The sequence below is a fragment of the Providencia sp. PROV197 genome (assembly GCF_028479625.1).
GTDB lineage: Bacteria > Pseudomonadota > Gammaproteobacteria > Enterobacterales > Enterobacteriaceae > Providencia > Providencia vermicola.
The window spans coordinates 101,956-113,153 of record NZ_JAMPNZ010000012.1; the positions used below are offsets into that span (position 1 = coordinate 101,956).

Below are 11,198 nucleotides of genomic sequence, written 5' to 3' on the forward strand. Positions count from 1 at the left end.
GAGCCTACTTAAGTAGGTGACTAGTGCGAATGCGCGTAGTCAACAACACTGCAACGTGAAGTAAGACGAGTATAGCAGGCTGCATGGTAACGGAAAATGTTCCGTCTGACACGCCTTTGAGGAGGGAAAGATGTCAAATATACCAAAAGTGCTGGTGGTCTATGCCCATCCAGACCCTGATGAATCTATCGCCAACAAGGCATTGCTTGATGCGGTGCGTGATTTTGAACATGTCACGGTACATGATTTATACGCGACATACCCCGACTATTTTATTGATGTGACCGCGGAGCAAAAGCTGTTGTGCTTGTATGATGTGATTGTTTTTCAGCACCCGCTCTATACTTATAGTTGCCCCGCATTGTTGAAAGAGTGGTTTGACCGCGTATTAACTCGCCGTTTCGCCACCGATATGGGGTATCAAAAATTAAAAGGCAAATATTGGCGCTCAGTGATTACAACAGGGGAACCTATCCATGCCTACCAACACGATGGGTACAACCGTTACCCTTTAACAGAAATACTTCGTCCATTTGAATTGACCGCATTAATGTGTGATATGCAATGGCTGGAGCCGACTATTATTTATGCGGCACGTCGACAGCCTAAAGCCCATTTTCAACAGCTTATTGATGACTACCGTCAATGGATACAACAACCGCTGAGTGCGGGAGGGCTTTCCTAATGTCAGATATGGGGCTATTTGAATCTGTTATCATTTTCCTCTGCGCGGGTGTCATCATGGTACCCATTGCCCAGAAAATTCGTTTGGGCGCGGTACTTGGGTATCTATTGGCAGGGATTATGATTGGGCCATTTGTACTTGGCTTTATCCATAATGTTGATGATATTTTGCATTTCTCTGAAATGGGCGTCGTGTTTTTAATGTTCTTAATTGGCTTAGAGTTAAAACCCTCTAAGTTATGGGAGCTGAGGCGTTCGATTTTTGGTGTGGGCACCGTTCAAGTTGTGGTCACCGCAGCAATCATGGCATCACTACTGTTTCTTGCCAAATTTTCATGGCAAGCCGCCATTGTGGGTGGGCTGGGGATGGCAATGTCATCAACAGCGATGGCACTGCAACTGATGAACGAAAAGGGCATGTCCAATAAAGAGAGCGGTCAGCTTGGTTTTTCTGTTTTGCTATTCCAAGATATGGCGGTGATCCCGATTATGGCATTGATCCCCTTATTGGCAGGGGATACGGCAACCAGCGACTGGCAAAAAATTGGCTTAAAAGTTGTTGCTTTTTTTGGGTTATGGGTGGTTGGTCGCTACTTATTACGTCCGATGTTTAGGCTAGCTGCAAAATCGGGTGTGCATGAAATTTTTACCGCTGCTGCACTCTTAGTGGTATTAGGTTCTGCGTTGATTATGGAAAGCCTCGGTTTTTCGATGGCGTTAGGTACCTTTATGGCAGGAGTCATGTTAGCGGAAACAGAATTCCGCCATGAATTGGAAATCAACATTGAGCCATTTAAAGGCTTATTGCTGGGGTTGTTTTTTATCTCTGTAGGGATGTCGCTTAACTTACAAGTATTGTGGACTTATTTACCTCAGGTATTGATCGCCGTGGTGGTCTTAGTGGCAGTAAAAGCGTTGGTGCTGTATTTGCTTGGTTTTGCTGCACGGCTGCGTAATGGCGCTCGAGCCCAATTTTCTGGTGTCTTAAGCCAAGGCGGTGAATTTGCCTTCGTTATTTATGCGACGGCTTTTGGGGCAAGTGTCATTGATGAACGCCAAATGGATCTTTTGCTGGTGGTGGTCACACTTTCGATGATGACAACGCCACTTGTGATGCAGCTGATAGATGCTTATTTGAACTACCGATATAATCAGCAACCTGCATCCAGTGAAAAGCCATTTGTGGAAGATAACGACCCACATGTTATTTTGGTGGGCTTTGGCCGTATGGGGCAAGTGGTTGGGCGTTTATTAATGGCCAATAAAGTCAAAATCACGGTACTTGAACAAGATGTGACCGCGATTGGCACAATGCGTCGCTACGGTTATACCGTGTATTACGGTGATGCGCGAGAGCTGCAATTACTGCGTTCAGCGGGGGCTGATAAAGCCAAAGCCATTGTGATCACTAGTGATGTGCCTGAGGAAGTGATGGAAATTGTGCGAATTTGCCAAGAAAACTTTCCTAACTTGCATATTATTGCTCGAGCAAAAGGCCGTCTGGAGGCACATGAATTATTGCACAGTGGCGTGACCGACTTTAGCCGTGAAACATTTTCTAGTGCTTTGGAGCTCGGTAGCAAGGCATTAATTAGTACCGGTATGCATCCACACAAAGCCTACCGGGCAAAACAGCATTTCCGTCGCTTAGATATGCGCATGTTGCGGGACGTCTATCCCGAAAGTGAAAATAGCGATAGCGGGCAAATTTCACGTGTAAAAGAAGCGCGTCGTGAGCTCAATGAGCTATTTGAAAAAGAGATGCAAAGAGAACACCGGCAGCCACATAGCTGGAACAATGAACAATAAGGGTAAGAAATGGCTTCAACACGTAAGCGTTTTATTGCAGGCGCGACCTGCCCGAAATGCCAATCACAAGATACGTTGATGATGTGGCGTGAAGATAAAATTGATGTGGTGGAGTGCGTCAACTGTGGCGACCAACAACGCCAAGCGGGGGAGGTTGCCACCGAGCACGTAAGGCAAAAAGAGCAGGTGATTGGTATTTTTACACCTGAATAAGAGAAATTTGTCAATTCTCAATACATCATCATTGTTTTTCGGTACAATTGGCAAAAAATTTTCCCCTTACGGGTAGTAGGAGATGTCATGAAAGTAGCAAAAGACTTGGTGGTCAGCTTGGCTTATCAAGTAAGAACAGAAGACGGTGTTTTAGTTGATGAGTCCCCGGCAAGCGCGCCACTGGACTATTTGCACGGCCGTGGTTCTTTAATTTCTGGTCTAGAAAAAGCGTTAGAAGGCCGTTCTGTTGGTGAAAACTTCGATGTTGAAGTGGCTTCTGACGATGCATACGGTCAATACGATGACAACTTAGTTCAACGCGTTCCTAAAGATGTCTTTATGGGTGTTGATGAGCTGGAAGTTGGCATGCGTTTCTTAGCTGACACTGATATGGGCCCAGTTCCTGTCGAAATCACAGGGATTGAAGGCGACGAAGTTATCGTTGACGGTAACCACATGTTAGCAGGTCAAAACCTGAAATTTAATGTTGAAGTCATGGGCATCCGTGAAGCAACAGAAGAAGAAATCGCACATGGTCACGTTCATGGCGCAGATGGTCACGACCATGACCACGACCACGAAGGTGGTTGCTGTGGCGGTGGCGGTCATAGCCACGGTTCAGAAGGCGGTTGTTGTGGTGGTGGCGAAGGCCACGGCCATGGTCACAAACAAGGTGGCTGCGGTTGCCACTAATACGCTGTATTAGTGTTTGTTTTAGAATAAAAAAGGAAGCGAAAGCTTCCTTTTTTGTCGCTATCAATAATGTGGCGGCGGTGTTTCTTCTTCTGGTCGCGCCAAATGGGAATCTTGCGACGATTTCAGCCTTTCCGTGACGATGCGTAAATGTTCCTGCATCCGCGTCAACTGCATTTGCTGGTCAGTAATCACTTGATTTAGCTGTTCGATAGCTAATTCTTGGAAAGCCACTTTGCTTTCTAAAAGTTCTAAACGTTGTTCGAATGAATGAGATGAGTCCATTTTCGACTCTCCTTAGGCGTTTTCATCATAATCAAACCATCATAATAACCGAACATTACAAATCAACAGATAAGTTTTAGTTAAACATATAGGCGATGAAACCTCTTTTTGTTAATGTTGTCTGAAGAAATGATTATACTGTTTCTATCACAAATAAATAATGAGACCCAAAGCACTAGGGGCATTATCATAAAATGAATGGTTAACATTGGGTTTACTATTCAAATAGGTTCGCATTAAAATCATCGGAGATTAGGATGAAATCACTGTTTAAGGCAAGTCTTCTGGCAACAACGTTGGCACTTACTTTCACTGCTCCGCAAGTTATGGCAGCGGAAGCCAAAGCACAAAGTAGCGCATTTAAAAATGCTGAAGAGCGTAATGCTTATGCACTGGGCGCTTCTTTAGGTCGCTACATGCAGAATTCATTAGAAGAACAAAAAACTATTGGTATTAACTTGGATAACGCACAACTGTTGGCGGGTGTTCAAGATGCATTCAATGGTAAAAGCAAAATGACCGATGCAGAAGTTGAAGAAACCCTGCGTCAGTTCGAAGGGCAAGTTAAAGCAGCTGCCGATAAAAAAATGAAAGACGAATCAGCCAGTAATGAGAAAAAAGGCGCTGAATTCCGTGAAAAATACGCTAAAGAAAAAGGCGTAGTGAAAACCAAATCTGGCTTACTGTACAAAATTGAAAAAGACGGTACAGGCGCTAAACCTAAAGCAGATGAAACCGTTGTCGTTCATTACAAAGGCTCTCTGATTGATGGTACTGAATTTGATAGCTCTTACTCACGTAACGAGCCACTGACTATCCCATTAAACTCAGTAATTAAAGGCTGGACTGAAGGTTTAGTAAACCTGAAAAAAGGCGGCAAAATGCAGTTAGTGATCCCAGCTGATTTAGCGTATGGCGAAAACGGCGTTCCGGGTATCCCAGCTAACTCAACTTTAGTTTTTGATGTTGAATTATTAGATATCAAACCAGCGGCTAAATAAAATAGATTTTAGTTGTCATCAAGCCCGAGGCATTTGTCTTGGGCTTTTTTGTTTATATGTATTCTTCATCAATTAGGTACAGTTACGACAATCGTTGAACCAAGAGGTGCATATCCTCTTAACCGAATATAATCACTCCCAGCGCCATCGCCTTCAATTGTGTGGTTTCCTGGGCCTAGTGTTTGCACTGTGGAGGTATTAGGGCCATTCATAAACTTAATTTGCACATCAAAAGGCCCCATTGTTAAAGGATTTCTAAAATCATATGAGACAGTGTATTTATATTTGCCAATGTAAGATTGAATCGGGTACTAATTAGACCATTTGCCAAATTGAGCGAAAATTAAGATATCTTTGTTTCCTGCCATGAAAGTTCCTTATTTAAAAATAAAGAAAATGCAGTGGATAATACGGTTAAAAATATAAACGTTTTAGGTGAATTTCTAATGATATGGAAAGGCGTAAAATATGAAATATCAATATTTGATAAATAGAAAACAAAAAGGTTAATCACATCAACGATTAATGTTAATGAAATGGCTAATACAAAAATACGTTTAAATATGGATTTAATATGTAATGAATAATTTAGCACAGAGGTAAGTAGCAGTGAGCGCATTACCATAATCAGTAAGGTAAAGACGATTGAATAGATAGTCAGCTTATCAACATGTATTGTGACAACACCAGTGATGAGCAGTAATAAGTCGTATATTTCACTAAATGAAACTATTAGGAAGTAAATAATTAGCATGTAGATTTTTCGTTTAATCAAAATAAACCTCATTAATTAATTTGGCATGTGGATAGAATCACATCATTATTAAGTTTGAATAATTGAATATAATATCTTAATACTATTCTGGCCAAATAAAATGGTAAGGAATTATAATTTTATAGTTTTAATTATGGTTTCGATTTAAATGTATTATTAATGAAAACTCATTAAAGAGAATGGTAAATTTATATTTACCGGCAAGTAAGTTGTTTTTTTCGTTATAAATTATGCGGAATCAAGGCTTATGATCCAGTTTTAGATAAGTCACTGCCTGGCGTGGCAACAAAGTCTAACCGTGGTGAATTTTCGGCAAAAAAATCCCCAAATTGTTTAAAACTTGTGATAAAACAGACTGTCTTGCATTCATTCGCTTGACGGCGACGTCTTGGAGTTTTAACTTCAGAAGACTCTATTTTATTATTTATCATCACAATTGTTGATTATACGCGGTGCAATAAAGGCAAATTAGTCGAATAATGAATGCCTTATTAGTCAACTGGATGAAATGTTTACATTAGAAGGATGATGTTGAAAATGTCAGATTCTTTACAGTCACACGACCTCAGCGATATTAATATACTGGATAACCAGCCTTTTGCTGAAACCGACCACGAAATCTTAAAATCATATGAAGCGGCGGTTGATGGCTTAGCAATGCTAATTGGTGGGCACTGTGAAATCGTTCTTCACTCATTGGAAGACCTGAATTGTTCTGCGGTGAGGATTGCTAACGGCCAGCACACAGGGCGTAAAATTGGCTCTCCAATTACTGACCTTGCGCTGCGTATGCTGCACGATATGGCAGATGAAGAATCTAGCGTCTCTAAAGCTTACTTTACTAAAGCGAAAAGCGGCGACTTAATGAAATCAGTGACGATTGCGATTCGCAACCGTAAGCAGCGTGTCATTGGTTTGTTGTGCATCAATATGAACTTAGATGTGCCTTTCTCCGAAATTATTCAATCGTTTGTTCCAGAAACAAAACAAGAAGTGACTTCAGATGTAAACTTTGCTTCATCCGTTGATGATTTAGTTGCTCAAACATTAGAATACACCATTGAAGAAGTGGGCGCTGACCGTAACGTATCGAATAATGCGAAGAACAAACAAGTGGTTCTGAATTTGTATGAAAAAGGCATTTTCGATATCAAAGATGCGATTAACCAAGTTGCAGATCGCTTAAATATCTCAAAACACACCGTTTATTTGTACATTCGTCAGTTTAAGAGTGGTGAATGAGTCACGCTAATCCATTAACGTACTGCATCTTGGTGACGGGCCCAGCATATGGGACGCAACAAGCTGCAAGTGCGTATCAATTTGCCAAAGCCCTTCTCGAAGAAGGGCACACGTTAAAAACCATATTTTTTTATCGTGAAGGCGTGCTGAACGCAAACTTACTCACATCCCCCGCAACGGACGAGTTCGATTTACTCACGGCTTGGCAGCAATTGGCAAAAGACGCTGGTTGTGAGATGCATATTTGTGTTTCTGCGGCGTTACGGCGTGGTGTAGTTGATCAAGAACAGGCTCAAAACTTATCATTACCAGTCAATAATTTAGCGAGTGGGTTTATGATGAGTGGGTTAGGTAGCTTAGCGGAAGCCATGATGACAGCAGATAGAACCCTTCAATTTTAAGAAAGTAAGGTATCCCGTGAAAAAAATTGCCTTCGTTTTTACGACAATGCCCCATGGAAATGCAAGTGGGCGAGAAGGGTTGGATGCCTTGCTGGCAACATCTGCATTAACGGATGAAATTGAGGTATTTTTTATTGCTGATGGCGTCTTTCAACTGCGAGTAAACCAACAACCTAAAGCCATTCTTGCGCGGGATTATATCGCAACATTTAAAATATTACCGCTATATGACATTGAAAATATTTATCTTTGTCGGGAATCCCTTCGGGAACGTGGGTTACCTGAAAACGGTGAGTATGTTGTTACGCCTAAAATCCTCAACCCATGTGAAATTCAGCTAAAATTAGCCGCTTGCGATGTGGTGTTGAAATTTTAATCGATTGTTCGTATTTTAAGCTTGGGTTGCGTTTTGATCTATAGTAGGATCGTTTCTATGCTTTATACATTAGCAACATCTCCGTTTAACTGTGATTTTTCGGCTATACTTCGCCTAATGACAGATAAAGACGCGGTTTTATTGATGCAAGATGGCGTGGCTACTGCAATATCACAGTCACCTTTCCTTGATGCATTACAAAAAACGGGGGCACAATTATATGCCTTGGATGTCGATATTAACGCTCGAGGGTTGCAAAATACCCTATCACCCGCCGTTTCTGTGATCACATATCAAGGTTTTGTGAAGCTAACAGAAGTCCAAAAACAACATTTTGCCCTATAAAGGCACTAAAAGTTGTATATTTCTTGACACCTGACTCAGTCGGCAATAAAATTTCGCGTCCTCGTGTATCGTCATGTTGGCGAACGAGGTCAAAATCCGTGTTTACGAAGCAAAAAAACCAGGAGCTTTTTTAATAATGGCAACTATTAATCAGCTGGTACGCAAATCTCGTAGCTCGAAAGTTGTGAAAAGCAACGTTCCAGCACTGGAAGCTTGCCCGCAAAAACGTGGCGTATGTACTCGTGTATATACTACCACTCCTAAAAAACCAAACTCAGCATTACGTAAAGTATGCCGTGTTCGTTTAACTAATGGTTTCGAAGTATCTTCCTACATCGGTGGTGAAGGCCACAACTTGCAGGAACACTCCGTAATCCTTATCCGTGGCGGTCGTGTTAAAGACTTGCCAGGTGTGCGTTATCACACCGTTCGCGGCGCACTGGACTGTTCTGGTGTTAAAGACCGTAAGCAAGCTCGTTCTAAATACGGCGCGAAAAAACCTAAGGCTTAATGGATTACCGTTAAGTAAGGCCAAACATTTTAATCTTAATGTCAAAATACTCTCGTAGAGTTTTGGACAAACCTGAATTAACAACGGAGTCATATCCATGCCACGTCGTCGCGTAATAGGTCAACGTAAAATTCTTCCAGATCCTAAGTTCGGATCAGAATTACTGGCCAAGTTTGTAAATATCCTGATGGTAGACGGGAAAAAATCTACTGCTGAAGCAATCGTATATAACGCACTTGAAACCCTTGCTCAGCGTTCTGGTAAAACTGAACTTGATGCATTCGAATTAGCACTGGATAACGTGCGTCCGACTGTGGAAGTTAAATCCCGCCGTGTTGGTGGTTCAACTTACCAAGTTCCAGTTGAAGTTCGCCCGGTTCGTCGTAATGCCCTGGCAATGCGTTGGATCGTTGATGCTGCTCGTAAACGCGGTGATAAATCTATGGCACTTCGCCTGGCAAATGAATTATCAGACGCTGCTGAGAACAAAGGTTCCGCTGTTAAGAAACGTGAAGACGTTCACCGTATGGCAGAAGCTAACAAGGCGTTCGCACACTACCGTTGGTAATAATTTCTTACCTACATTAGTGATGTATCTCAGGGTAGCCATTTGCTACCCTTTATATGAAGCATTGAACGCCCACGAGAGAGGAAAAAATGGCCCGTCAAACGCCCATAGCACGTTATCGTAATATCGGTATCAGTGCACACATCGACGCCGGTAAAACCACAACTTCTGAACGTATTCTGTTCTATACTGGTGTAAACCATAAAATTGGTGAAACTCACGAAGGTTCTGCAACAATGGACTGGATGGAGCAGGAGCAAGAGCGTGGTATTACTATCACATCTGCAGCGACTACTGCATTCTGGTCTGGTATGGCAAAACAGTATGAGCCACACCGTATCAACATCATCGACACCCCGGGACACGTTGACTTCACAATCGAAGTAGAACGCTCTATGCGTGTTCTTGATGGCGCAGTAATGGTTTACTGTGCAGTTGGTGGTGTTCAGCCACAGTCTGAAACTGTATGGCGTCAGGCTAACAAATATAAAGTTCCACGTATCGCGTTCGTTAACAAAATGGACCGTATGGGTGCGAACTTCTTACGTGTTGTTGAGCAATTAAAAACACGTTTAGCAGCTAACGCAGTTCCACTGCAATTACCAGTCGGCGCAGAAGAAGCGTTCACAGGTGTTGTTGACTTGCTGAAAATGAAAGCAATTAAGTGGAGCGATGAAGACCAGGGCGTTACCTTCGAATACGAAGATATCCCTGCGAGCATGCAAGAAGCAGCTGAAGAGTGGCACAACAACCTGATCGAAACCGCAGCAGAAGCATCAGAAGAACTGATGGAAAAATATCTGGGCGGTGAAGAACTGACTGAAGCAGAAATTAAAGCTGCATTACGTCAACGTGTTCTTGCAAGCGAAATTATCCTGGTTACCTGTGGTTCTGCATTTAAGAACAAAGGTGTTCAGGCGATGCTGGATGCAGTGGTTGATTACTTACCTGCGCCAACAGATGTACCTGCAATCAATGGTATTCTGGATGACGGTAAAGACACACCTGCAGAGCGTCACGCAAGTGATGATGAGCCATTCTCATCATTAGCATTTAAAATTGCAACTGACCCATTCGTTGGTAACTTAACGTTCTTCCGTGTTTACTCTGGTGTTGTTAACTCAGGTGACACAGTTCTGAACGCAGTGAAATCGAAAAAAGAACGTTTTGGCCGTATCGTTCAGATGCACGCTAACAAACGTGAAGAGATCAAAGAAGTTCGCGCTGGTGACATCGCGGCGGCAATCGGTCTGAAAGACGTAACTACAGGTGATACTTTATGTGCAGTTGATGCGCCAATCATCCTGGAGCGTATGGAATTCCCAGAGCCAGTAATCTCTGTTGCAATCGAACCAAAAACTAAAGCTGACCAAGAAAAAATGGGTATCGCATTAGGCCGTCTGGCTCAAGAAGACCCATCATTCCGCGTATCAAGTGATGAAGAGACTAATCAGACTATCATCGCTGGTATGGGTGAATTGCACTTGGACGTTCTGGTTGACCGTATGCGTCGTGAATTTAAAGTTGAAGCGAACGTTGGTAAACCTCAAGTTGCTTACCGTGAAGCAATCACTGCTAAAGTGACTGACATCGAAGGTAAACACGCGAAACAGTCTGGTGGTCGTGGTCAGTACGGTCATGTCGTTATCGATATGTTCCCACTGAACAAAAACGATAAAGACGGTCTGCCAATGGACTACGAATTTGTCAACGAAATCAAGGGTGGTGTAATTCCAACTGAATACATCCCTGCGGTTGATAAAGGTATCCAAGAGCAGCTGAAATCTGGCCCATTAGCTGGCTACCCTGTTGTTAACATGGGTGTTCGTCTGCATTTCGGTTCTTACCATGATGTTGACTCCTCTGAACTGGCGTTTAAACTTGCGGCTTCAATCGCGTTTAAAGATGGCTTCAAAAAAGCTAAACCTGTTCTGCTTGAGCCAATCATGAAAGTCGAAGTGGAAACACCAGAAGACTACATGGGTGATGTTATTGGTGACCTGAACCGTCGTCGTGGTATGATTGAAGGTATGGATGACCTGCCTACTGGTAAAGTCGTTCGTGCACAAGTACCATTGTCCGAAATGTTCGGTTATGCTACTGACCTGCGTTCTCAGACACAAGGTCGTGCTTCATACTCTATGGAGTTCCTGAAGTACAATGAAGCACCAAACAACGTTGCACAGGCTGTTATCGAAGCTCGTAACGCTAAATAATCGATTTTAAATCGGTTAACTACTTTAATTTAAGTTCCTTCTTTATCGTGAAGAGGGAACTCCATAAGGAATAGAGTCG

At 42.6% G+C, this 11,198-nt stretch carries 14 protein-coding genes; 12 read left to right on the forward strand and 2 right to left on the reverse strand.

Features of this window, described 5'->3' with window-relative positions; all coding sequences use genetic code 11:
* Nucleotides 1-130 precede the first annotated feature (130 nt).
* The 4 genes from kefG to slyD all read left to right on the forward strand — a co-directional run bounded on the left by kefG (nt 131) and on the right by slyD (nt 3,399).
* Complete coding sequence (kefG, locus tag PR808_RS06295; RefSeq protein WP_206084810.1) at nt 131-685, forward strand: glutathione-regulated potassium-efflux system ancillary protein KefG; 555 nt, start codon at nt 131-133, stop codon at nt 683-685.
* On the forward strand, nt 685-2,493 hold the full coding sequence (gene kefB, locus PR808_RS06300) for a glutathione-regulated potassium-efflux system protein KefB (RefSeq protein WP_206084809.1): 1,809 nt from the start codon (nt 685-687) through the stop codon (nt 2,491-2,493). Before kefG ends, kefB begins: the two co-directional genes overlap by 1 nt.
* A gap of 9 nt (nt 2,494-2,502) precedes the next feature.
* Entirely contained in the window at nt 2,503-2,706 is a 204-nt protein-coding gene (locus PR808_RS06305; protein ID WP_206084808.1) for a YheV family putative zinc ribbon protein, read from the forward strand.
* An 87-nt stretch (nt 2,707-2,793) separates the two neighbouring features.
* The gene (gene slyD / locus PR808_RS06310) at nt 2,794-3,399 is read left to right on the forward strand and encodes a peptidylprolyl isomerase (RefSeq protein WP_206084807.1); all 606 of its coding nucleotides are present in this window, start codon (nt 2,794-2,796) and stop codon (nt 3,397-3,399) included.
* Nucleotides 3,400-3,462: 63 nt separating this feature from the next.
* Here slyD and PR808_RS06315 read toward each other — a convergent pair whose 3' ends face one another.
* Nucleotides 3,463-3,684: a SlyX family protein gene (locus PR808_RS06315; protein WP_206084806.1), complete on the reverse strand. Its 222-nt coding sequence runs from the start codon at nt 3,682-3,684 to the stop codon at nt 3,463-3,465.
* A 257-nt stretch (nt 3,685-3,941) separates the two neighbouring features.
* Between PR808_RS06315 and fkpA the strand changes: the two genes are divergently transcribed.
* Nucleotides 3,942-4,685, forward strand: a complete 744-nt coding sequence (fkpA, locus tag PR808_RS06320) for an FKBP-type peptidyl-prolyl cis-trans isomerase (RefSeq protein ID WP_206084805.1) — start codon at nt 3,942-3,944, stop codon at nt 4,683-4,685.
* A gap of 68 nt (nt 4,686-4,753) precedes the next feature.
* On the opposite strand, the gene PR808_RS06325 is transcribed toward fkpA, so the two are convergent.
* Entirely contained in the window at nt 4,754-4,990 is a 237-nt protein-coding gene (locus PR808_RS06325; RefSeq protein WP_336298563.1) for a colicin Z C-terminal domain-related protein, read from the reverse strand.
* A gap of 1,007 nt (nt 4,991-5,997) precedes the next feature.
* Between PR808_RS06325 and PR808_RS06330 the strand changes: the two genes are divergently transcribed.
* From PR808_RS06330 to fusA, 7 genes are all read left to right on the forward strand, one after another.
* Nucleotides 5,998-6,702 carry a helix-turn-helix transcriptional regulator gene (locus tag PR808_RS06330; protein ID WP_206084803.1) on the forward strand — a complete coding sequence of 235 codons (705 nt, stop codon included), beginning with the start codon at nt 5,998-6,000 and terminating at the stop codon, nt 6,700-6,702.
* Nucleotides 6,699-7,103 (forward strand): sulfurtransferase complex subunit TusD, encoded by a 405-nt coding sequence (tusD, locus tag PR808_RS06335; RefSeq protein ID WP_206084802.1) that lies wholly within the window; start codon nt 6,699-6,701, stop codon nt 7,101-7,103. Before PR808_RS06330 ends, tusD begins: the two co-directional genes overlap by 4 nt.
* A gap of 16 nt (nt 7,104-7,119) precedes the next feature.
* Entirely contained in the window at nt 7,120-7,479 is a 360-nt protein-coding gene (tusC, locus tag PR808_RS06340; protein ID WP_206084801.1) for a sulfurtransferase complex subunit TusC, read from the forward strand.
* A gap of 57 nt (nt 7,480-7,536) precedes the next feature.
* Nucleotides 7,537-7,824, forward strand: a complete 288-nt coding sequence (tusB, locus tag PR808_RS06345) for a sulfurtransferase complex subunit TusB (RefSeq protein WP_206084800.1) — start codon at nt 7,537-7,539, stop codon at nt 7,822-7,824.
* Between the two features lie 136 nt (nt 7,825-7,960).
* Complete coding sequence (rpsL, locus tag PR808_RS06350; RefSeq protein ID WP_004265905.1) at nt 7,961-8,335, forward strand: 30S ribosomal protein S12; 375 nt, start codon at nt 7,961-7,963, stop codon at nt 8,333-8,335.
* A gap of 97 nt (nt 8,336-8,432) precedes the next feature.
* Nucleotides 8,433-8,903 (forward strand): 30S ribosomal protein S7, encoded by a 471-nt coding sequence (gene rpsG, locus PR808_RS06355; protein WP_004262486.1) that lies wholly within the window; start codon nt 8,433-8,435, stop codon nt 8,901-8,903.
* A gap of 89 nt (nt 8,904-8,992) precedes the next feature.
* A complete protein-coding gene (gene fusA / locus PR808_RS06360) occupies nt 8,993-11,119 on the forward strand; it encodes an elongation factor G (RefSeq protein ID WP_206084799.1) in 2,127 nt (708 codons plus the stop codon).
* Nucleotides 11,120-11,198 lie beyond the last annotated feature (79 nt).

Coding starts and splice junctions, on each gene's coding strand:
- kefG (WP_206084810.1), top strand. CDS start 131: ATGTCAAATATACCAAAAGTGCTGGTGGTCTATGCCCATCCAGACCCT.
- kefB (WP_206084809.1), top strand. CDS start 685: ATGTCAGATATGGGGCTATTTGAATCTGTTATCATTTTCCTCTGCGCG.
- PR808_RS06305 (WP_206084808.1), top strand. CDS start 2,503: ATGGCTTCAACACGTAAGCGTTTTATTGCAGGCGCGACCTGCCCGAAA.
- slyD (WP_206084807.1), top strand. CDS start 2,794: ATGAAAGTAGCAAAAGACTTGGTGGTCAGCTTGGCTTATCAAGTAAGA.
- PR808_RS06315 (WP_206084806.1), bottom strand. CDS start 3,684: ATGGACTCATCTCATTCATTCGAACAACGTTTAGAACTTTTAGAAAGC.
- fkpA (WP_206084805.1), top strand. CDS start 3,942: ATGAAATCACTGTTTAAGGCAAGTCTTCTGGCAACAACGTTGGCACTT.
- PR808_RS06330 (WP_206084803.1), top strand. CDS start 5,998: ATGTCAGATTCTTTACAGTCACACGACCTCAGCGATATTAATATACTG.
- tusD (WP_206084802.1), top strand. CDS start 6,699: ATGAGTCACGCTAATCCATTAACGTACTGCATCTTGGTGACGGGCCCA.
- tusB (WP_206084800.1), top strand. CDS start 7,537: ATGCTTTATACATTAGCAACATCTCCGTTTAACTGTGATTTTTCGGCT.
- rpsL (WP_004265905.1), top strand. CDS start 7,961: ATGGCAACTATTAATCAGCTGGTACGCAAATCTCGTAGCTCGAAAGTT.
- rpsG (WP_004262486.1), top strand. CDS start 8,433: ATGCCACGTCGTCGCGTAATAGGTCAACGTAAAATTCTTCCAGATCCT.
- fusA (WP_206084799.1), top strand. CDS start 8,993: ATGGCCCGTCAAACGCCCATAGCACGTTATCGTAATATCGGTATCAGT.